The sequence below is a fragment of the Fictibacillus halophilus genome, assembly GCF_042680145.1.
Classification (GTDB): domain Bacteria; phylum Bacillota; class Bacilli; order Bacillales; family Fictibacillaceae; genus Fictibacillus; species Fictibacillus halophilus_A.
Map to the genome: position 1 here is coordinate 2,529,240 of NZ_JBHTNQ010000001.1, position 20,647 is coordinate 2,549,886.

Below are 20,647 nucleotides of genomic sequence, written 5' to 3' on the forward strand. Positions count from 1 at the left end.
ATCAGCGGGACAGGTGAGACTCCTGATGGCGCAAAGAGCGCAGAGGAGGCTCACCGCACGCCCCGCGGAAAGCGAGCATCCTGGAGCGGAAATCAACTACTTCTACAATTCGTACAATGGCCCTATGCAGCGTTGTGCACCAAAGCTGCCCTATTTAATTAACGTTTTACCTGTCATTTCTTTCGGCTGATTGCCGCCTAAAAGAGCTAGAACCGTTGGTGCAAGGTCGGCCAAGATTCCGTCCTGGCGAAGCTCTGCTCCCTCTTGGGTAACAATTACCGGTACAGGATTTGTGGTGTGAGCTGTCATCGGGTTGCCTTCCATCGTAATAACCTCATCGGCGTTACCATGGTCAGCTGTAATGATCGCTGCTCCACCTTTTGCAATAATCGCATCTACTACTTTTCCTAAACATTCATCAACTGTTTCAACCGCTTTAATCGTAGGTTCAAGCATTCCAGAGTGACCTACCATATCAGGATTGGCAAAGTTTAAGATGATTGCGTCATGCTTATCCGCTTCAATCTCTCCTAAAAGCGCATCCGTAACTTCATAAGCACTCATTTCAGGCTTTAAGTCGTATGTTGCTACTTTTGGCGAGTCGATCAAGATGCGAGTTTCACCAGGAAACTCAGCTTCACGTCCTCCGCTGAAGAAGAACGTTACATGCGGATATTTTTCAGTTTCGGCAATACGAAGCTGTTTGAAGTTTTGCTGTGATAAAACCTCTCCTAGCGTATTGTCCAAGTTGGTTGGCTTAAATGCTACGTCACCATCTACTGTTTCACTAAAATGTGTTAAGCATACAAAGTGCAGGTTCTTTGGAAACTCTGCTCCGCGGTCGAAGCCACGGAAATCTTCATTCGTAAACACTTGTGAGATTTGAATGGCACGGTCAGGACGGAAGTTGCAGAAAATGACTGCGTCTCCATCTTGAATTGTCGCTACTGGCTCGCCATTTTCTTTTTTCAGAACAGACGGCAAGACGAATTCGTCATGAACGCCATTGTTGTAAGAGTCTTCTACTACCTCGAACGGATCTCTGTAATCAGGACCTTCACCATAAACCATCGCACGGTACGATTTTTCTACACGATCCCAGCGCTTGTCGCGGTCCATTGAATAATAGCGTCCTGATAATGTTGCAATTTCACCAACACCAAGTTCACTCATCTTATCAACTGTTGTTTGAATATAGCCTTTTGCAGATTGAGGCGGTACATCACGCCCGTCCAAGAATCCGTGCAGATATACCTTTTCTACGTTCTGCTTTTTAGCAAGATCAAGCAGTGACAAGATATGTTCGATGTGGCTGTGGATGCCTCCATCAGACAGCAAACCGAAGATATGAAGAGCTTTGCCAGTTTGCTTCACATGGTTCATGGCTTCGATAAAAGTTTTATTTTCGTAAAAATCGCCTTCTTTAATCGATAAATTCACGCGAGTCAAACTTTGATACACGATACGTCCTGCACCAATGTTTAAGTGACCCACTTCTGAATTTCCCATTTGACCATCAGGAAGACCAACAGCTTCCCCACTTGCAGTTAGTTGTGCATGCGGATACGTTTCCCAGTAGCGGTCAAAGTTGGGCTTTTTCGCTTGTGCAACAGCATTACCTTTGTCTTCATTACGGCAAGCAAAGCCGTCTAAGATGATTAAAGCTACCGGTTTTTTACTCATCGGCTAACGCCCTCCAAAAGCTGAAGGTAAGATTTTGGATCAAGGCTGGCACCGCCAACTAATGCACCATCGATGTCAGACATGCTCATTAATTCTTTTATGTTGTCAGGCTTTACACTGCCGCCGTATTGAATACGAACCGCATCTGCGACATCTTGTGAGAATTGTTCTGCAACAACACTGCGGATGTAAGCACAAACTTCATTTGCATCTTCAGAAGATGCTGTCTTCCCTGTACCGATTGCCCAAACTGGCTCATAAGCGATAACCGTTTGTTTCATCTGCTCATCTGAAAGACCTTGAAGTCCTTTTTCCGTTTGTTCTTTAACGACATCTTTTGTTTTGTCAGCTTCACGCTGGTCTAATGTTTCGCCCACACAAACGATCGGAGTTAATCCGTGTTTGAATGCAGCTTGTGTTTTTTGGTTAACCAGTTCGTCTGTTTCGCCAAAAAATTCACGGCGTTCAGAATGTCCAAGAATAACATATTGAACGTTTAGATCCTTTAGCATAACAGGACTGATCTCACCTGTGAAAGCACCGCTCTCCTCGAAGTGCATGTTTTGAGCACCAATCGCAAGAGGTGTACCCTCTGCTTCGTCTGCTAAACAGTCAAGGAAAAGAGCAGGAGCACAGATTACAGAATCAACAGTTTCAGCTGAAGGCACAAGACCTTTCACTTCTTCTACGAAGCTGCGTGCTTCAGTTAACGTTTTATTCATTTTCCAGTTACCTGCAATAATAGGTTTACGCATTCAAATTCACCTCTTTAATTTTAGGCTCTTTTCTAAAAAGGTTGTTGCATCCGGTCATTTTCGTTATAGGACATCATTGAAAAGTTGATTGGAGCGCAAGGTGCGAAACTCCTGCGGGACGAGTGGGACAGGTGAGACTCCTAAAGGCGCAAAGCGCCAGGAGGCTCACCGCCCGCCCCGCGGAAAGCGAAGCAACCTGGAGCGGAAATCAACCACCCACAAAAGCAACAAAGCTTATGAAAAAAGCCTTTTTCTAAACATGCAATTGTCTTATCGGTCGTTAAGTGCTTCGACGCCTGGAAGTGCCTTACCTTCCATGAACTCTAGAGAAGCTCCGCCGCCTGTTGAGATGTGACTCATCTTGTCAGCAAGACCGAACTTTTCAACAGCTGCAGCTGAGTCTCCGCCGCCAATTACGCTGTACGTATCAGTTGCTTCTGCAAGAGCGTTTGCAACAGAACGAGTACCGTTTGCGAATGCGTCAATTTCAAACACACCCATTGGTCCGTTCCATATTACAAGCTTCGATTCTTTAATAACCTTTACGTACTTTTCAATAGTTTTCGTTCCGATATCAAGACCTTCCCAGTCTGATGGGATAGAATCGATGTCTACATTTTTAGTGTTAGCATCATTTGAAAAATCATCAGCAACTAAAACATCTTCAGCAATCAGGAGGTTTACGCCTTTTTCTTTCGCTTTTTCCATGAAGCCTCGAGCTGTTTCAATTTTGTCTTCTTCTAAAAGAGACTTCCCTACGTCATGACCAAGAGCCTTAATGAATGTGTAGCCAAGACCTCCGCCAATGATCAAGTTGTCTACTTTGTCTAAAAGATTGTCAATTACGTCAATCTTGTCCTTAACTTTCGCACCGCCAATAATCGCAGTGAAAGGACGGTCAGGATTTGATAGAGCTTTTCCAAGCACTTCAAGTTCTTTTTCCATCAACAAACCTGATACAGCAGGAAGATGTTTTGCGATTCCTTCTGTTGAAGCATGCGCACGGTGTGCTGCTCCGAAAGCATCGTTAACATAAACATCTGCCAAAGCTGCGAATTTTTCTGCTAGTTCAGGATCGTTCTTTTCCTCACCAGGGTAAAAACGAACGTTTTCTAATAGAATTACTCCGCCTTCTTCTAGGCTTGCTAATGCTTTTTCTACTTCTTCCCCGTATGCTTCATCCGTTTTTACAACTTCTTTTCCAAGAAGATCGCTTAAACGCTGTGCAACTGGATCTAAGCGAAGCTCTTCCACAACTTGTCCTTTTGGACGTCCTAAGTGGCTTGCTAAAAGAACTTTTGCACCTTGCTCTGTTAAGTATTTGATGGTTGGAAGAGCTGCGTTAATACGCGTTTCATCCGTAATCTTTCCATCTTTCATCGGCACGTTGAAATCAACGCGGCAAAAAACTACTTTGCCTTTTAAATCGATGTCGCGAACACTTTTTTTGTTCATAAGTAAATGAAACCTCCTGACAGTCAAAAAGATTAAAAGAATGACAACCCTTGTATTTCACATGGGAAAGAGGAGTAGAAGCCCTGAAAAATGACTTCTCCCCCTCCTTATTGTTCTTCTCTATCTATTAAAGTCCTTTTTTAGCGATATAGTCAATTAAATCGACAACACGATTTGAGTATCCAGTTTCGTTATCGTACCAAGATACAACTTTAACCATGTTTCCTTCCATAACCATTGTAGAAAGAGCATCGATTGTAGAAGAATGAGTGTCGCCATTGTAGTCAGTTGATACAAGCGGCTCTTCAGAGTAGCCAAGGATTCCTTTTAGGTTGCCTTCAGCTTCTGCTTTAAGTGCAGCATTAACTTCGTCAACTGTTACTTCTTTGTCTAGTTCAACAACTAAGTCAACTAGAGATACGTTTGGAGTTGGAACACGCATTGCCATACCATTAAGCTTTCCTTTAAGTTCAGGAAGCACTAGAGATACCGCTTTTGCAGCACCAGTTGAAGTAGGAATGATGTTCTCAGCAGCCGCACGAGCACGACGAAGATCTTTATGTGGAAGATCTAGAATTTGCTGATCGTTTGTATATGAGTGAACTGTTGTCATCATACCGCGCTTCACGCCAAACTTCTCGTGAAGAACTTTTGCGAATGGTGCAAGACAGTTTGTAGTACAAGATGCGTTAGAGATAACATCGTGGCTAGCAGCATCGTACTTATCTTCGTTAACACCAAGAACTACTGTGATATCCTCATCTGAAGCAGGAGCAGAAATGATTACTTTTTTAGCACCAGCTTCTAAGTGTTTAGCAGCGTCTGCACGCTTTGTGAAGCGTCCAGTTGATTCAACAACTACTTCTACACCAAGATCTCCCCAGCCAAGTTGTGCTGGATCGCGTTCAGCTAAAACTTTGATTTCTTTGCCATCTACAATTAGTGCATTTTCCTTAACTTCTACAGAACCAGCGAACTTGCCATGAACAGTGTCATGCTTTAAAAGGAAAGCAAGAGTGTCTGCATCTGTTAAGTCGTTTACAGCTACAACTTCTACCTCAGGGTTGTTGAATGCTGCGCGGAATACATTACGGCCGATACGACCGAAACCGTTAATACCAATTTTTGTTGCCATGTAAAATGACCTCCTTGATTTAAGAGAGAATTTATTTTTTATATAAAGGGAAAAACCCTTAATAACGTAATGAAAATAGACTTACGGACGACCCAATAGATTTCGGGCAGCTCCCTCGTCTGTTATGAGTACCTTTTTTGGACCATGTTTCATAAAAGCTGCAATCGCATCTGCTTTAGATGAACCGCCTGCTACTGCCATGATGAAATCACTGTTGTGAAGCTCATCAAGCTGCAGTCCTATCGTACGGACGCGATGAACGACTTCCCCTTGCTGGTTAAAGTAGTAGCCAAACGCTTCAGCGACGGCTTTTTCTTCATCCAGTTTTTCCAAAAGGGATGGGTTGGAATTCCTGCGTTCTGCCATTGTTTTAGCATCACCAATCCCGTGTAGCACTATACCAGCGGAGTGTATGAGCTCCATCACTTCTTTCACACCAGGTTCAGCCATTAAAGAAAGATAGGTTTCTTTGCTGAGCTGATCCGGCAAATGAAGCAACCTGTATTCGCCATTGGCTTTTTGAGCCATTGTTGAGCAAATCGTGTTGGCTTGGTTTTCAACTTTCTCCCCAAGTCCGCCGCGGGCTGGAACAAACAGTAATTGCTGGCCTTTTTGGATCGGTGACATCATTTCCGCAACAGAGGCGAGAGTTGTACCGCCCGTTACTGCAATGATATTTTTCGTTGACAGCTGACGCTTAAGCCTGTCAGCAGCAGCTTTACCCATGTCGTTCTTGACCCAAAGATCTTGATCACTGTCACCTGGTACAACGATGACTTCAGACAGATTTAACATTTCCTTAAGATCTGATTCTAAAACATGCAAACCTGACAATTCTTTCATCATCTCAGAGAGTTCTACTAAAATATCATGCCCCTCTGAAGTTAATGACATGCCAGACGTCTGAATCGTTAGAAGCCCTTGATCTTTCAGAAAGGAAACCTCAGAACGCAAAACTCGTTCAGTCATGTTCAGGGTCGAGGCTAAGCTTCTTCTGCCAATGGGCTCATGAATTCTTACCACATTTAAAACGTTGTAACGTTTCCGCATCGTTTCCAGAAGGTCTGGCAGCAATTTCTTTTGCACATCTAATAGATTCTTCATTGCACATTCTCCTGATTTAATGGGATTACGGTACGTTTTGTTTATGATGGGTAAAAAAGATACCTCTTTGGACACCTTTCGTCCCAGTTAGTCATTTTTTGTCCCATTAGCGTAAGAAAATAACTTGGTGCTACCCAAGTATGTTATTGCCAATTGTATAATTCCCTGATCGCATGAATTTCAAACGTGCCAGAAAAAACTTTTTGTCATAAAAAAGTCAAATTTCCTTCTGGCAAGTTTATATTATCAAATACTTTCACTAGATTTCAACAACTTTTACTTATTAAAAATTAGTAAGCGCTTTCTTTACTTTATCAATAGAGATGATACCGTAACCGATTTCTGCGCCCTCCACTTCTATAACAGGAATCATCAATCCGTATTTTTCAAGAAGTACGTCGTCTTTATAAATGTCTACAGTTTCAATTGTGAACGGTATTTCTTTTTGCAGGTCTTGTAATAGTTTATGCGCCTTATCGCAGAGTGGACAATGTTCTTTTGTATAAAAAACAACTTTTTTTTCGGTCATTATTTATTCTCCTTTTTAAACGATTGTTTAACTTAAATGATAGCAGAACCTATAAAAAAAGAATAAAGATCTCATCCGTTAAGAAAGTCTGTTTTCGTATTCACTGTTGCTCTTGATTGTGGTTGATCTCCGCTCCAGGTTGCTCGCTTTCCACGGAGCGTGCGGTGAGCCTCCTGCCGCTTTGCGCCATTAGGAGTCTCACCTGTCCGCTCGTCCCGTAGGAGTCTCGCACCTTACGCTCCAATCAACTAGTCAAAGAAGCCTACTCAATAGAAATGTACTAAAGCAATAATCTTTAGAATGAATCAAAGAAAAAGATCTCTTCCAGCTGGAAAAGATCTTGGATTTCATTTATGAAGAGTAACGTTTTCTTTTTGCTGAAGACGGAATATTTAATTCTTCCCTATATTTTGCAACTGTTCTTCGCGAGATGCTTAATCCGCTATTTTGTTCTAATAAAGCAGCAAGAACTTGATCAGATAATGGCTTTAGTTTGTTCTCGCTTTCTACCAGCTTTTTTATCTCTGTTTTAGCTGATGTTGCTGAAGCACTTCCGCCATCCTGTGTATATATTTTTGCTGAGAAAAAAGACTTAAGCTCAACTGCCCCTTTGGAAGTCTGCAAAACTTTATTCTTCACCGCACGGCTAACAGTAGATTCATGCACACCTATTTGATCAGCTACATCTTTTAACGTTAATGGTATGAGGTCCTTTTTCTCGAACGTATGAAAATATCTCTCTTGGACTCTAACGATCTCAGATGTAATTTTCAGAAGTGTTTCTTTTCTTTGCTCTAAAGCTTTTTTAAGCCAGTTGAACTTTTGATACGATTCATCTATAAATTTTGACTTTTTATTTTTATCCTTTAAAAGGGATGCATAGCTGTCATTCAGCTTCATGACTGGTGAATATTGATCGTTGATTGAAATATGAAACTTCCCGCTTTCCACTGACACTGATACATCCGGATATAAATAAGACTGCTCATCGGCTGGTGAAAAAGCTGCTCCCGGCCGCGGATCTAATGTCTGCAGAAAATCTGCCGCTTCTTCAATCTGCTGCGGGGGGACATTAAGCAGTTCAGATAAGGTTTTTATTTTCCGTTCTGCCAGCAGCTCTAAATGCTGATCTACGATTATGTAGCTTAATGTGCGTTCGAGTTTTTGTTCAGAAAGCTGGATTAAAAGGCATTCTCTTAAACTGCGGGCACCGATGCCAGTTGGTTCTAGCTTCTGCAGCATAGAGATAAGTTCTTCACACTTCTCTTTGGTGGCAGTAAATTGAGCTGCCGTTTCTTCAGCCGTTACAGTCAGATAACCATTTTCATTCAAGCTTAATAAAAGATAATTAAATATTTTCCGGTCCTTTTCCTGAAGAGGAAGCAAGATTGATTGTTTATATAGATAGTCATACAGCGTTTCTTGTTCGATGATCAGATGGTCGTAACTCTGTTTATCAGCTGATTGACTGCTGACTCCATTTTTACGTCCGCTTTTTTTCAGTGTTGTAAACATGCCTTTAGGCTCGGAGATTTCGATTAAAGGATTTTCTAACGCCTGCTCTTGCAGATAGGAAGTTAGTTCATAACTAGGAACTTGTAAAATGGCGATGGCCTGGCGTAGTTCAGTTGTCATGACGAGATTCATGCTCTGCTGTTGGTACAAACCCATTTCCATTTTGTATCCCTCCCCCTATTCATGATACTACAGATGTAAGCGCTATACATCCTACAAAATTTGGCGATGAATGAATTGAAATGAGAATTGACTGGGGTCTGTCCCGGGACAGACCCCAGTCAATTCTCACACAATTCTTAGGGTACAAAAAAATGCCAGCACCGCCCGGGGGCAGTCTGGCATTCTAAACTTTACTATTAAAGTTTTGTTACGTTAGCAGCTTGTGGTCCACGCTCGCCATCAACGATTTCGAAAGATACTTCTTGTCCTTCTTCAAGAGACTTGAAGCCTTCTGATTGAATCGCAGAAAAGTGAACGAATACGTCGTTTCCGCCTTCAACTTCGATGAAGCCGAAACCTTTCTCAGCGTTAAACCATTTTACTTTACCATTTTGCATGGGTGTTTCCTCCTTACAAACGCTATGTAAGCGTTTTAACTCTTTTAACCGTATTACTATGTAAATAAAAAGGCATAAAAAAATACGTACTCATCTGAATAATCAGAAGCGGATTTAAGTGTTCCACTTCTTATTCAAAAAGTACGACCGCTTTAAATCCAAAAATATTCACACCGTAAATGGTTAAATAAAATATAACATGCCTAAATTCAATTGTCAAAACTAGGGATGATTTTTTTCATTTAATTTTGATTAGGCACAAGAATAGGCTATGATAGATAAGGGTTTTATATACACATTATTATTTACTTTCCACTTAGATTTAGGAGGATACCATGAGCGAAGCATTTTCAGTACCTTATTTTAAAGAAAACTTTCAGCATTATATAGAAAGAAATAAAGATGTTTTTACAAAAACACACGCGATGAACGCCTATTACCGTTCTATTGTTGGGACACTTATTAATGACAACTTGAATAAAAACAGTGAGATCGTTCGCCGCATACGTAATTTAGAAACGGCTTATATCGAAATCAAAAATCAAAATTAAGCTTACTTATTAAAGAAAAAGGGTAATGTTTTCACATCCAGAGGTTTAAAATCCTACTCCTCGCGGGCATTATGATGATAGCCCATACATAAGGTTTAAGAAGGATATTATGCATATGTTGGCGAATTGAAAAGTTAAACAGCATATCGTTTGACCTTGTTTGACCTTTTTTGTATGATGACAGTACAGTTTAAAGTGAAAAAGGAGAAGGAGGATTTCCATGAACTTAATTCCAACAGTAATTGAACAAACGAACCGTGGGGAGCGCGCTTACGATATCTACTCCCGATTATTAAAAGACCGAATTATTATGCTTGGCAGCGCGATCGATGACAACGTATCAAACTCTATCGTTGCACAGCTTTTATTCCTAGCCGCTGAAGATCCTGATAAAGACATCTCGTTATACATAAACAGCCCAGGTGGATCTATCACTTCTGGTATGGCGATCTATGACACAATGAACTTCATTAAGCCGCATGTATCAACAATCTGTATCGGTATGGCTGCATCCATGGGTGCATTCTTGCTAGCTGCAGGTGAAAAAGGAAAGCGTTACGTTCTTCCAAACTCAGAAGTAATGATTCACCAGCCGCTTGGCGGAACTCGCGGTCAAGCGAGCGACATCGAAATCCACGCTCGCCGCATTATCCAGATGCGTGAACAGTTAAACAAAATCTTGGCTGAAAAAACTGGCCAGCCGCTTGAAGTTATCGAGCGCGACACAGACCGTGACAACTTCTTAACAGCTGAAGCTGCTGTAGAATATGGTTTAGTTGATAAGCTGATCACTTCAGTAGACAGCACAGATATTAAAAAATAAGTTTTATTAAAAACAGGACCGCTAATGCGATCCTGTTTTTTTTTGCAAATATTTAAATGACAGCTACAATTTTTCCTTTAACATGTCTTTCTGAAAGTTTGATAAGCGCAGCCGGCACTTCTTCTAATGTTATTTTTTCTGAAATATTTGTAGATAGTTTGCTTTCAACAACGAGATTAGCCAATTCTTCATTCATTACTGCTAAATCTTTTTGCGCTTCCCTATTATTTGAAAAATGAGCTGCACCAAGTGCGATTTCTTGGAAAGACAGAGCCTGGCTAAAAGGTTTTACAGCAGAATAATCTGGATTACCGGCAATGAAAGCGATTCTGCCATTAAATGCAATGCTTTTGAGTGAGTCTGTAGCATTATCACGGCTTACTGTATCCAGTACTGCGTTCACACCTGCATTTTCTGTTATTTCCAAAATACGAGCGTGAACATTTTCTGTTTTATAAAAGATAACGTAATCTGCTCCGAGCTCTTTAACGTACTCTTCATTTTCAGGAGAACAAGTTGTAATAACTTTTGCACCGATGTTTTTGGCAAGCTGGATTGCAAATCCGCCTACACCGCCTGCGCCACCATGAATAAGTATGGTTTCTCCGCTCTGAAGGTTCATTTTACGTATTAAAGCTTGATAAGCTGTCATACCAGCACAAGGAAGAGCAGCAGCATCTTCAAAAGATAACTCATCAGGTATTCTTGCAACAGTGTGAGCAGTTGTTACAGCAAATTCTGCAAATCCGCCTTTTTTCGTCAGATTGCCATGATAAAATACACGGTCACCTTTTCGGAATTCTGATACACCTTCGCCTGTTTCTTTAATAACGCCTGCTGCATCCACTCCCAAAATGTGCGGATATGACCAATTCGGATTGCCGTTGGTTGCGGTTTTGTAGTCTACCGGATTAAGACCAGCAGCTTTTACTTTAACAAGTACTTCACCTGGTCCAGGAGCAGGTTTCTCAGTCTCACTTACTTTCATTTCACGCCACATATTTTTATCTTCAAGCAACAAAGCTTTCATCTATATAAGTCCCCTTTACGTTCTGAGTTTGTATAATCAAAAAATTAATACAAGGGACAGTATATCCATTTTCAAAGAACACGAGTAGAAAAATGCTCAGCTTATTTGGTGTCCTCACTGAATGGACAAACTGGGGATTTGTATTTGTCTGGGGTCTGTCCCCCCTTCGATTGCTTTGAGCATGGCTTTGGCTTTGTTTACGGTTTCTTCGTATTCCCGTTCTGGTACAGAATCTGCTACGACTCCTGCTCCAGCTTGGACATATGCTTTTCCGCCTTGGAAAACGATTGTCCGAATGGCGATACAAGAGTCCATTTGGCCATTAAAGCCTAGGTAGCCGATTGCTCCTCCATAGACGCCCCGTGCTTCTTTTTCAAGTTCGGAGATAATCTGCATAGCTCTTACCTTTGGAGCACCTGATACGGTACCTGCTGGCATACATGAACGAAGGGCATCAAAGAAATCTTTATCCCTTTGCATTTTTCCTTTAACATGTGAAACGATGTGCATTACATGGGAATATCGTTCGATCTCCATATAAGAATCAAGTTTTACTGTGCCAAATTCGCTCACCCGGCCAACATCGTTCCGGCCTAAGTCAACGAGCATCACATGTTCCGCGCGTTCTTTTTCATCTGCCAAAAGGTCTTCTTCAAATGCTAAGTCTTCTTCCCGTGTTTTTCCTCTAGGTCTTGTTCCTGCGATAGGCCGGTTCTCAATGCAGCCGTTATCCACTTTTACAAGAAGTTCAGGTGACGCTCCAACGATATAGGTATCTTTCGACTTATAATAATACATGTACGGTGAAGGGTTCATCGAACGAAGCAGTCTGTACACATCAAAGGGATCTGCTTCTGTTTTCTGCTCGAACCTCTGTGACAGAACGACTTGAAAGATGTCACCTGTTTTGATATATTCCTTTGCTTTTTCCACCATTGAGCAGAACTCTTCTTTCGTATGGGAAGAACGGACATTTCCGGTTCGCTTATTCTTTTCAAAGTCAAAATCGCTTTTTATAGATGTCTTTTTTAAAGGTTCCTGCAATTCACGATAGGTTTTACGGATGTTTGCGCAAACTTGTTCATATTTCTTTTGAATGGTGTGTTCTTGATCGTCAGGATCAATATGCATATTGCAAAGAATCGTAGTTTTTTGTTTAAGGTGATCAAAAACGATCATTTCATCTGTAAATAAAAATTCCATTTCATTCGACTGGTTGGATGGAGTGGGCGGTGAAGGGACATTTTCGAAAGTATGAATAAGATCATATCCGAAGAATCCGACAGCGCCTCCTGTAAATGGCGGCAATTCAGAGAGTTTGGGAGATTTATAGCGTGATATATGTTTCTTCACTATATCTAAAGGAGAACCTTGTTCTTGCATGGTTTTGCTTTTATTATCGTTTAAGTAGGTTAGATTCACTTCATACCCTTTTGAGGAGATTACCAGGAAGGGCTTTCTGCCAATATAAGAGTACCTTGCCCAGCGTTCTCCGCCTTCTACACTTTCGAGTAAAAACGAATAATTTTCATGACGGACCTTTTCAAATTGTGAAATACACGTTTCATGATCGGAAAGGTACGTAAAACCGACCGGAATGACATTATAATTTTGTTTTGTAAGAGATACGACGTCCTTTATTGATGGGGTAAACATTTTCAACCACCTCTTTCAAATAATAAAAGCCTCTCGCTTGTTACAGCGGAGGCTTGTTTTTAATGCAACATTAATAAACTAAGAAAGAGGTCTAATCAAGGATTAAATACTCTCAACTCAGCTCAAGCTATGCTCTCTTCTCTCCACTCATCTCAACTAACTGCTATTCTCCTGATTAGTGATTAATATAAAGGCTAGCCCTTTGTCTGTCAACTGTTTGCAGTGCTTTGAACTGAATCAGCGGTAAAAGGAATGCCTGATGACCCAGATCCAGCACACACTGAAAAATAATAGGATGCTGAAGGTTGCGGTAATCCCGAAAGCAAGGCTTAAGAAGAGACCTGGGTTTGACGGATCTGCAAATGAATAAACTAGCAATGCAAGAGGATAGATGATAATAAAAATAAGCATGAACACCCAATAGATTCTTCTTAGCGTGCTTTTCTTTGGTTTAAGGATATAAAGGGTTAAGAGGATATTTACCATTGTTATACCAGCGGCAAACGACCAGTCATACATAATACTCATATGCTCCAAAGCAATCGCCTCCCTTTCCTCTTTATCACTATATTAAGAAATTGTGTGTGGCCAACCCTGCAAAATAAAAAAACCGCCATTTTGTCCTCCTCGTATGGACAAAATGGCGGTTTGTATTTGTCTGGGGTCAGACCCCTACTCAGTTTTTGAGACAAACTCTGCGAGGGCTTCGATCGCTTCATTTTCATCAGGACCATCCACTGCTAACAAAAGCTCAGAGCCAGAGCCGACTGCTAAGCTCATGATCCCCATTATGCTTTTTGCATTTACTTTCTTGCCTTCTTTTTCAACGAACACATCTGAAGTGAAACGGTTTGCTTCTTGAACGAAAAGCGCTGCCGGTCGTGCTTGAAGTCCGCTTTTTAACTGCACAGTTACCTTTTTCTCAACCATTCTATTCTACCTCCTCTAGCCTTCTTCTCTTTATATCGAAACATCAATTGATGGGTTGACCTGTTCTAAGTTTCTCTGCAATTTCATCAATTTTTCGCAATCGGTGATTTACACCTGATTTGCTAACGGGGCCGGATGATACCATCTCTCCCAGCTCCTTCAGCGTTATTTCCTGATGTGTTACACGCAGCCTCGCAATTTCACGCAGCTTATCAGGAAGCACTTCGAGCCCTACCTGATCTTCAATGTATTTAATATTTTCCACCTGTCTCATAGCGGCTCCAACGGTTTTGTTCAAGTTTGCTGTTTCGCAGTTTACAAGGCGGTTAACCGAATTTCTCATATCTTTTAAAATACGAATATCTTCAAAGAATAGAACAGCATGGTGAGCGCCGATCAGTGTTAAGAACTCTGAAATTTTCTCACCGTCTTTTAAATAAATGATGTAACCTTTTTTACGCTCAAGCACTTTGGCTTTCAGCGTAAACTTATTCATCAGTTCAGCCAATGCAACCGTATGCTCTTCGTACATGGAAAAAATCTCAAGATGATAGCTTGTCTCAGGATGGTTCACCGAACCACCAGCTAGAAAAGCTCCTCTCATATATGCACGGCGGCAGCAGCTTTTTTTATTAAATTCCTCTGCAATATTGCGGGTAAACGTGAACGACCCGTCAATAATCTTCAAATCTTCCAACAATGCTCTCGATTCTTCTGAAACACGTACGATGTAAACGTTGTTCTTTTTCAAGCGCATCTTTTTTCGTACTAACAACTCAACGTGATAAGGATACACACGCTTAATCAGCGTATAAATTCTTCTTGCAATTGCAGCGTTCTCAGTTGGAATATCTAGAATCAGCTTTCTGTTGCTGAAAGAGATGGAGCCATTCATTCGAATCAATGCAGCCAGCTCTGCTTTTTTACAGCAGTCCTTCAGTTCAAGCTGCGTTAATTCTTTCTTTGTATCTGCAGCGAATGACATCTGCTTCACCACCTCTCTTTTTGTTCCCTAAACTTAACTACTTTTCAATTAGTCCTAATAGCAGATCAGATACTCGTCTTGCATCATGTCTGACGAGCGTTCCATACTGAATGATATTATCGCAGACTAAGCCGATGCCGAACGACTTTAGACGCTCCTCATCAAATAAAACCTGTGATGCACCTTCTTCAAGATAAAGATCCAGAAACTCAGAAGGTATCGTTTCATTATTCACGATTACGACATCTATAAAATTATGTCCTACATGATCGATTAAAGCCTGAATGTGATCTCCTGCTGTGTAATCAGTTGTCTCACCCGGCTGTGTCATGACGTTGCATACATACACTCTAGGTGCCGTTGCCTCGCGAATGGCCTTTGAAATTCCGCCAACGAGAAGATTCGGCAGAATGCTCGTGTAAAGACTTCCTGGTCCGATTACGATAAGGTCTGCTTCTTGAATGGCTTTAACACTTTCACGAAGCGGTTCGATATGTTCATCATTTAAGAAAACTCTTCTAATCTTTTTATTCGACAGCGGGATTTTAGATTCCCCCTGTACAATCGTCCCATCTTCTAATTCAGCACTTAAAATAATACTGTTCTTCGCTGCAGGCAGTACTTGACCTCTTACGTTTAAAACGCGGGAAAGTTCCCGGATTCCTGTTAAAAAGTCTCCCGTAATATCGTGCATTGCAGCTAAAAGAAGGTTCCCGAGCGAGTGACCAGTTATACCGTCACCTACCTTGAACCGGTGCTGAAACATTTTTTCTACAAGCGGCTCTACTTCAGAAAGCGCAGCGATCACGTTTCTGACGTCGCCAGGAGGGGGCATGTCATAATCCCTCCTCAGTCTTCCTGAGCTGCCGCCGTCATCTGCAACCGTAACGATAGCAGTAATATCTACAGGATAGCGCTTCAAACCGCGAAGGAGAACAGAAAGACCCGTTCCTCCGCCAAGCACTACCACTTTCGGCTGCTTCTTCATCTATACTTTATCCTTTCCCATATCTCTGTGGCTGCTAAATGTAACGTATTCTTTGGACAGCGCGTTTCCGATATATTCAGCAAGGGCTACAGAACGGTGCTTCCCGCCTGTACAGCCGATTCCGATGATAAGCTGGCTCTTTCCTTCACGCTTGTATTGCGGAACCATAAAGTGAAGAAGGTCAAGCAGCTTCTCTAAAAATTTATTTGTTTCCGGCCATTTTAAAACATACTCAGATATATCCGGCTCGAGCCCTGTTCTCGGTCTCATATGCTCAATGTAATGAGGGTTCGGCAAGAAACGAACGTCAAATACCAAGTCAGCATCGATCGGCATGCCATACTTAAAACCAAATGACATGACATTGATCGTAAACGGATGTGCAGCGTTCGCAGAATAGCGCTGAATGATGCGCTCACGCAATTGCAGCGGTTTAAGGTCTGATGTATCGAGTACTTGCTGAGCTCTTCCCTTTAGCTCTTCCAGCATTTCACGTTCCTGCGTGATGCCTTGAAGAGGATTTCCGCTTTTCGCCAGCGGATGCGAACGGCGCGTTTCCTTATACCGGCGGACAAGTGTAGCATCCTTGCAGTCTAAATATAAAATCTGCGGCTGGATGTCTGATGAGACCGCAAGCTGGTCAAGCGTTGAAAACAACTGATCAAAGAATTCACGGCCACGAAGGTCCATTACGAGTGCAACCTTATTCAGCTTGCCGGCAGATTCTTGCATCAATTCTACAAATTTAGGGAGTAGTGCAGGCGGCAGATTATCTACACAGAAGAAGCCTAAATCCTCGAAGCTCTGCATGGCCACCGTTTTTCCGGCTCCTGACATTCCTGTAATAATCACCATTTGTACGTCTTGTTTTTCCATGCCATATCCCCCCTGTAAACTATGTTCAATTTCTTATGCTGCCGGCTCCATGTTAAGCCGGATCTAATCGATAGGAAAGCAACTCAAAATCAGGTGTATACGTGAATGTGCCAAAAATCATATTGCTTCCTTTTGTCACATAATCCAAAATGTGATGATCCCCTGGTGCCATCGGAAGTTCTCTTACTTCATCAACCAACTTCCAGGCTAATTTTCCTTCTTCACATTCTTCTAGCGCTTCACCTTCTGAATCTGTTGCTAAAAAGGTAAACATCATCCATTCCGATACGATTTTGTCACCTTGTTTAATAATAAAATTAAAAACACCCTTTAATTGCGGGTTCTTTAAATAAATACCTGTTTCTTCCCGGTATTCCCGGATAACAGTGTCACGGATCGACTCTTCAGACTCCATTTTACCGCCGGGTGCTACCCACCAGCCCCGTCTTGGCTTTTGAAGCAAAAGCACTTGATTATCTTTGATTAACACACAGTTTGTTACTCTTTGCACTTATTTCACCTCAGGGCTTTGTCTATATCGTTTAGTATACTAAATTATGTAACCCCTCACAATACAGACGCCTCAAGGGTTCAACGTATTTAGTATTCTTAGATTTAAAGTATCATTTTCGTCTTATTATGTGAAAAAATTCTAGAAATAAAGCTTTGTTGCTTTTAGCATGTGGTTGATCTCCGCTCCAGGATGCTCGTTTTCCGCGGGGGCGTGCGGTGAGCCCCCTCGTCGGATTCAACGCCGGCGGGGTCTCACCTGTCCCGCTAATCCCGCAGGAGTCTCGCACCTTGCGCTCCAATCAACTTGCTAAAGAAGTGTCTTCAAAAAACAAGAGCCATAAAAAAAGGACACGAAGCATAGCTCCGTGTCAAAGTCTTGCCTTTATAAAAAGGGGGTCAATTTCTTATTTTTATATTACCCCACAATTGTTTCACCACTGTTACAAGTTGATTAATTAGAAGTTACGTTTTTTAACTTTTCAGCCAAATTTTCCACATAGTGCTGTGCAGCTTGTGCAGCGATACTTCCATCACCTGTTGCCGTAACAATTTGACGAAGCGTTTTTTCACGAATATCACCAGCAGCAAAGATACCTGGGATCTTCGTTTCCATCTGTTCGTTCGTTTCTACATAACCGTTTTCGTTTGTGATACCAAGGTCTTTGAATGCTGCATTTAGCGGAAGCATCCCGATATAAATGAATACACCGTCTGTTTTAAAATCTGACTCTTCTCCAGTTTCAGTATTTACAAGGGTTACATTGCTTACTTTGTTATTCTCAGCGTGAATTTCTTTTAAAGAATGATTCCAAATGAAATCGATCTTATCATTGTCAAACGCACGCTGCTGAAGGATCTTTTGAGCACGAAGTTTATCACGTCTGTGAACGATGGTTACTTTTGTAGCAAAACGTGTTAAGTACACGCCTTCTTCAACTGCAGAGTCTCCACCGCCGACTACAACCAGTTCACGGCCTTTAAAGAACGCTCCGTCACAAACCGCACAATAAGATACACCGCGGCCGGATAATTCTTTTTCACCAGGTACACCAAGCTTTTTATATTCGGCACCTGTAGAAATAATAATCGAGCGGGCTTTGTATGTTTTGCTGCCTGCTTTGATCGTCTTATATTCTTCACCGTCGATGATTTCTTTTACATCACCATACGCGTATTCAGCACCGAACTTTTTTGCGTGTTCAAACATTTTGTTTGAAAGTTCTGGTCCTAAAATATGGTCAAATCCAGGGTAGTTCTCAACGTCCTCTGTATTTGCCATCTGTCCGCCTGGAATTCCGCGTTCGATCATAATCGTATCCAAATTCGCACGGGATGTGTAAACTGCAGCCGTCATACCCGCTGGTCCTGCACCTAATATTGCTACATCATAAATTTTTTCTTCACTCATTAAAGTACACTCCTTATATAAGGAAATTCTTATTTACTATACGTCTATCCTATCGGCTCATAAGAGCAAAGTCCAAGATTCTGCTCATACGTTGCGATTTACCCAGCTGATCAGCTTTTTAATCCTTAAGGAGAGGACAGAAACCGAAACATCGTACAATTCAGCGATTGCTTTTTGAGTCGATTTACCTCTTTGCTTACGTGCTAAGTGATCGATCGCCGCTGCGATTGCTTTTTCATTATCAAAGATTTTCTCGCCTTTAACCTCTGAGAGCTTTATAGCTTCTGACCAGTAAAAAAGAACTTGCTCATCGATTGCAGAGCCGCTTTCTTTAACAATCTGAAGAACATCAAGTGCCTGTGTTAATAGAGCTGAAGGACTCCCTACTTCTACGAGAGCTTCTTCATGTGCTAGTTTAACCAGGAGCTCCGGATGGTGCTCAAGCATGATATTTGCAGCAATTTCTTTTACAAAAAGAGATTCTTCTTTGCGCATGCAAAAATCACGAAGAGTCTCGTAGGCCTCTTCATTTTTATTCCCTCTAAGTAGAAATAAATGCGTGATTTTGTTTTTTTCCAGCCCTTTACGTACATGCTGGATATGTTCCATAGCTTTAATCTGGCGGTCTTTTTTCGGCTTGTTCTGCTTGTTCGCGGGAATGCGGTACTGATAGTCTCCGCCTGACACCGTCAGTTCATCGTTTTGTGCTTTTTCCATATAAAATGGTGCAACATTGCCTTCTGGATCTAATTCGAGCACCTTTTTCCACGTTTTTAAAGAAAGCTCTTTATGTCCGAGCGCGTAATAAGAAACGGCAAGCATATGAGTCGTTACAGGATCATAAATGAACGACGATTTTCTTAACGTTTGCAGCCATTTATTCGCATAAACATGCTCCTCTAAAAGACCAAACGTGTTTCCGAGCTTGTATCTGTGCTCCGGGTGCATCGGGTGCACCATTTTTAGCCGATCCACAAGTTTCCCGCCAGGTTCGTCCATTCCTAAATGGAATAAAAAGATCGCTAAATTACATAAAGCATTAAGATTTCCAGGATTCTTATCCAGTACATCCTGAAGAACATCCATCGCTTCATCAAATTCACTTTTATAAAAATGCGTGAGAGCTAAATTATTGTATGCTGCCCAAAACTTCGGGTGATTTTCGATAATCTCACGGAGCTGCTCTTGTGCAAGAGGAAGATCACCGCGCTCGATTGATTGCCTTGCCTCATCATGAGATTTGATCAGCTCCTCTTCTGTCGAAAGAGGCAGACCGTTCGTTGACTTGCTGCCTGTTTCAAGACTGATCAGATCAAGCAATTCCTGCGTGTCATCGACAAACTCACCGTCTGGATCGTATTGCATGTATAACAAAGCATGTTCTTCTGCATCAGAATACATGCCTAAATGAGCAAAATTGTTCGCAAGGAAAAAGTGGCATTCTGACATATCAGATCCACTCTCGATTACGTTCAATAAATGCCTGTTGGATTCTTCATATTCACCGATCTCAGCAAGAGTTGAAGCTAGCTGACATAAAAAAGAGGGCTCTTCCGGCTGGAAGGTCACGGCCCGCTCAAACATTTTTTTTGCTGTATATAAATCACGCCTATTATAGGCTTTTATTCCTTTTTCGAAAAAATAGTCCCCATCCTGGATAAAGGGAAGAACGCGGCCGCCTGCTTCACTGGCCCTTTTTCTTTTATACATATACTAGTTCCCCCATCTACTATGTAAACTCTTTACTTCTTTATCGTTCAGTTCACAAAGTTTTCAACCCAAAAATTATAACACAGGCGAAAAATACTAACACCCCTTTGACTGTAAATAATGTGCAGGAAACTTTCGACAAAAAATGATTGAAGGAGGATATAGATCTGATGGTTCGGGCTTACAGCAGGCTAGCGGAATCTCGAAGGACGAGCGGAAATTCTGCAGGGCGAGCATAAATTTCACAGGGCGAGCATAAATCCCGGCGAGCGCGCATAAACCCACCGCGAACGCGCATAAATCCCGACGAACGCTCATAAATCCCGGCGAGCGCACATAAACCCACCGCGAACGCGCATAAATCCCGGCGAGCGCACATAAACCCACCGCGAACGCGCATAAATCCCGGCGAGCGCACATAAACCCACCGCGAACGCTCAT

Annotated in this window: 20 protein-coding genes; 2 read left to right on the plus strand and 18 right to left on the minus strand. The window is 41.8% G+C overall.

Annotated elements, in window-relative coordinates; genetic code table 11:
- Nucleotides 1-150: 150 nt before the first annotated feature.
- The 8 genes from gpmI to cspD form a co-directional block, all read right to left on the minus strand.
- Nucleotides 151-1,683 carry a 2,3-bisphosphoglycerate-independent phosphoglycerate mutase gene (gene gpmI / locus ACFQ4X_RS13010; protein ID WP_379835731.1) on the minus strand — a complete coding sequence of 511 codons (1,533 nt, stop codon included), beginning with the start codon at nucleotides 1,681-1,683 and terminating at the stop codon, nucleotides 151-153.
- Nucleotides 1,680-2,438 (minus strand): triose-phosphate isomerase, encoded by a 759-nt coding sequence (gene tpiA / locus ACFQ4X_RS13015; RefSeq protein WP_379835733.1) that lies wholly within the window; start codon nucleotides 2,436-2,438, stop codon nucleotides 1,680-1,682. Before tpiA ends, gpmI begins: the two co-directional genes overlap by 4 nt.
- 270 nt (nucleotides 2,439-2,708) lie before the next feature.
- A complete protein-coding gene (locus ACFQ4X_RS13020) occupies nucleotides 2,709-3,893 on the minus strand; it encodes a phosphoglycerate kinase (protein ID WP_379835735.1) in 1,185 nt (394 codons plus the stop codon).
- Between the two features lie 127 nt (nucleotides 3,894-4,020).
- Entirely contained in the window at nucleotides 4,021-5,028 is a 1,008-nt protein-coding gene (gap, locus tag ACFQ4X_RS13025) for a type I glyceraldehyde-3-phosphate dehydrogenase (RefSeq protein ID WP_066292564.1), read from the minus strand.
- An 81-nt stretch (nucleotides 5,029-5,109) separates the two neighbouring features.
- Nucleotides 5,110-6,132, minus strand: coding sequence for a sugar-binding transcriptional regulator (locus ACFQ4X_RS13030; RefSeq protein WP_379835737.1), 1,023 nt, complete (start codon nucleotides 6,130-6,132; stop codon nucleotides 5,110-5,112).
- 283 nt (nucleotides 6,133-6,415) lie between these two features.
- On the minus strand, nucleotides 6,416-6,661 hold the full coding sequence (locus ACFQ4X_RS13035) for a glutaredoxin family protein (RefSeq protein ID WP_379835739.1): 246 nt from the start codon (nucleotides 6,659-6,661) through the stop codon (nucleotides 6,416-6,418).
- 351 nt (nucleotides 6,662-7,012) lie between these two features.
- Nucleotides 7,013-8,338: an RNA polymerase factor sigma-54 gene (gene rpoN / locus ACFQ4X_RS13040; RefSeq protein WP_379835741.1), complete on the minus strand. Its 1,326-nt coding sequence runs from the start codon at nucleotides 8,336-8,338 to the stop codon at nucleotides 7,013-7,015.
- Nucleotides 8,339-8,535: 197 nt separating this feature from the next.
- A complete protein-coding gene (cspD, locus tag ACFQ4X_RS13045; protein WP_066245685.1) occupies nucleotides 8,536-8,736 on the minus strand; it encodes a cold-shock protein CspD in 201 nt (66 codons plus the stop codon).
- A gap of 335 nt (nucleotides 8,737-9,071) precedes the next feature.
- Between cspD and yvfG the strand changes: the two genes are divergently transcribed.
- Both yvfG and clpP read left to right on the plus strand, forming a co-directional pair.
- Entirely contained in the window at nucleotides 9,072-9,287 is a 216-nt protein-coding gene (gene yvfG, locus ACFQ4X_RS13050) for a protein YvfG (protein WP_379835743.1), read from the plus strand.
- A gap of 220 nt (nucleotides 9,288-9,507) precedes the next feature.
- On the plus strand, nucleotides 9,508-10,110 hold the full coding sequence (gene clpP, locus ACFQ4X_RS13055; protein ID WP_379835745.1) for an ATP-dependent Clp endopeptidase proteolytic subunit ClpP: 603 nt from the start codon (nucleotides 9,508-9,510) through the stop codon (nucleotides 10,108-10,110).
- A gap of 52 nt (nucleotides 10,111-10,162) precedes the next feature.
- On the opposite strand, the gene ACFQ4X_RS13060 is transcribed toward clpP, so the two are convergent.
- The 10 genes from ACFQ4X_RS13060 to ACFQ4X_RS13105 form a co-directional block, all read right to left on the minus strand.
- A complete protein-coding gene (locus ACFQ4X_RS13060) occupies nucleotides 10,163-11,140 on the minus strand; it encodes a zinc-binding dehydrogenase (protein ID WP_379835747.1) in 978 nt (325 codons plus the stop codon).
- A gap of 114 nt (nucleotides 11,141-11,254) precedes the next feature.
- The gene (gene trpE, locus ACFQ4X_RS13065; RefSeq protein ID WP_379835749.1) at nucleotides 11,255-12,796 is read right to left on the minus strand and encodes an anthranilate synthase component I; all 1,542 of its coding nucleotides are present in this window, start codon (nucleotides 12,794-12,796) and stop codon (nucleotides 11,255-11,257) included.
- Nucleotides 12,797-13,033: 237 nt separating this feature from the next.
- Nucleotides 13,034-13,333 carry a hypothetical protein gene (locus tag ACFQ4X_RS13070; RefSeq protein ID WP_379835751.1) on the minus strand — a complete coding sequence of 100 codons (300 nt, stop codon included), beginning with the start codon at nucleotides 13,331-13,333 and terminating at the stop codon, nucleotides 13,034-13,036.
- Nucleotides 13,334-13,468: 135 nt separating this feature from the next.
- A complete protein-coding gene (locus ACFQ4X_RS13075) occupies nucleotides 13,469-13,726 on the minus strand; it encodes an HPr family phosphocarrier protein (RefSeq protein WP_379835753.1) in 258 nt (85 codons plus the stop codon).
- A 43-nt stretch (nucleotides 13,727-13,769) separates the two neighbouring features.
- Nucleotides 13,770-14,711: a DNA-binding protein WhiA gene (gene whiA, locus ACFQ4X_RS13080; protein WP_379835755.1), complete on the minus strand. Its 942-nt coding sequence runs from the start codon at nucleotides 14,709-14,711 to the stop codon at nucleotides 13,770-13,772.
- Between the two features lie 37 nt (nucleotides 14,712-14,748).
- Nucleotides 14,749-15,699, minus strand: a complete 951-nt coding sequence (locus tag ACFQ4X_RS13085) for a gluconeogenesis factor YvcK family protein (protein ID WP_379835757.1) — start codon at nucleotides 15,697-15,699, stop codon at nucleotides 14,749-14,751.
- The gene (gene rapZ, locus ACFQ4X_RS13090) at nucleotides 15,700-16,575 is read right to left on the minus strand and encodes an RNase adapter RapZ (protein ID WP_379835759.1); all 876 of its coding nucleotides are present in this window, start codon (nucleotides 16,573-16,575) and stop codon (nucleotides 15,700-15,702) included.
- A gap of 52 nt (nucleotides 16,576-16,627) precedes the next feature.
- Nucleotides 16,628-17,086: an NUDIX hydrolase gene (locus tag ACFQ4X_RS13095; protein WP_379835761.1), complete on the minus strand. Its 459-nt coding sequence runs from the start codon at nucleotides 17,084-17,086 to the stop codon at nucleotides 16,628-16,630.
- A gap of 453 nt (nucleotides 17,087-17,539) precedes the next feature.
- Nucleotides 17,540-18,496: a thioredoxin-disulfide reductase gene (gene trxB, locus ACFQ4X_RS13100; RefSeq protein WP_379835763.1), complete on the minus strand. Its 957-nt coding sequence runs from the start codon at nucleotides 18,494-18,496 to the stop codon at nucleotides 17,540-17,542.
- Nucleotides 18,497-18,580: 84 nt separating this feature from the next.
- The gene (locus tag ACFQ4X_RS13105; RefSeq protein WP_379835765.1) at nucleotides 18,581-20,206 is read right to left on the minus strand and encodes a tetratricopeptide repeat protein; all 1,626 of its coding nucleotides are present in this window, start codon (nucleotides 20,204-20,206) and stop codon (nucleotides 18,581-18,583) included.
- Between the last annotated feature and the right edge of the window lie 441 nt (nucleotides 20,207-20,647).

What these genes read in the sequence shown, in the direction of transcription:
- gpmI (WP_379835731.1), bottom strand. Translation starts at nt 1,683, where the DNA reads ATGAGTAAAAAACCGGTAGCTTTAATCATCTTAGACGGCTTTGCTTGC.
- tpiA (WP_379835733.1), bottom strand. Translation starts at nt 2,438, where the DNA reads ATGCGTAAACCTATTATTGCAGGTAACTGGAAAATGAATAAAACGTTA.
- ACFQ4X_RS13020 (WP_379835735.1), bottom strand. Translation starts at nt 3,893, where the DNA reads ATGAACAAAAAAAGTGTTCGCGACATCGATTTAAAAGGCAAAGTAGTT.
- gap (WP_066292564.1), bottom strand. Translation starts at nt 5,028, where the DNA reads ATGGCAACAAAAATTGGTATTAACGGTTTCGGTCGTATCGGCCGTAAT.
- ACFQ4X_RS13030 (WP_379835737.1), bottom strand. Translation starts at nt 6,132, where the DNA reads ATGAAGAATCTATTAGATGTGCAAAAGAAATTGCTGCCAGACCTTCTG.
- ACFQ4X_RS13035 (WP_379835739.1), bottom strand. Translation starts at nt 6,661, where the DNA reads ATGACCGAAAAAAAAGTTGTTTTTTATACAAAAGAACATTGTCCACTC.
- rpoN (WP_379835741.1), bottom strand. Translation starts at nt 8,338, where the DNA reads ATGGAAATGGGTTTGTACCAACAGCAGAGCATGAATCTCGTCATGACA.
- cspD (WP_066245685.1), bottom strand. Translation starts at nt 8,736, where the DNA reads ATGCAAAATGGTAAAGTAAAATGGTTTAACGCTGAGAAAGGTTTCGGC.
- yvfG (WP_379835743.1), top strand. Translation starts at nt 9,072, where the DNA reads ATGAGCGAAGCATTTTCAGTACCTTATTTTAAAGAAAACTTTCAGCAT.
- clpP (WP_379835745.1), top strand. Translation starts at nt 9,508, where the DNA reads ATGAACTTAATTCCAACAGTAATTGAACAAACGAACCGTGGGGAGCGC.
- ACFQ4X_RS13060 (WP_379835747.1), bottom strand. Translation starts at nt 11,140, where the DNA reads ATGAAAGCTTTGTTGCTTGAAGATAAAAATATGTGGCGTGAAATGAAA.
- trpE (WP_379835749.1), bottom strand. Translation starts at nt 12,796, where the DNA reads ATGTTTACCCCATCAATAAAGGACGTCGTATCTCTTACAAAACAAAAT.
- ACFQ4X_RS13075 (WP_379835753.1), bottom strand. Translation starts at nt 13,726, where the DNA reads ATGGTTGAGAAAAAGGTAACTGTGCAGTTAAAAAGCGGACTTCAAGCA.
- whiA (WP_379835755.1), bottom strand. Translation starts at nt 14,711, where the DNA reads ATGTCATTCGCTGCAGATACAAAGAAAGAATTAACGCAGCTTGAACTG.
- ACFQ4X_RS13085 (WP_379835757.1), bottom strand. Translation starts at nt 15,699, where the DNA reads ATGAAGAAGCAGCCGAAAGTGGTAGTGCTTGGCGGAGGAACGGGTCTT.
- rapZ (WP_379835759.1), bottom strand. Translation starts at nt 16,575, where the DNA reads ATGGAAAAACAAGACGTACAAATGGTGATTATTACAGGAATGTCAGGA.
- trxB (WP_379835763.1), bottom strand. Translation starts at nt 18,496, where the DNA reads ATGAGTGAAGAAAAAATTTATGATGTAGCAATATTAGGTGCAGGACCA.
- ACFQ4X_RS13105 (WP_379835765.1), bottom strand. Translation starts at nt 20,206, where the DNA reads ATGTATAAAAGAAAAAGGGCCAGTGAAGCAGGCGGCCGCGTTCTTCCC.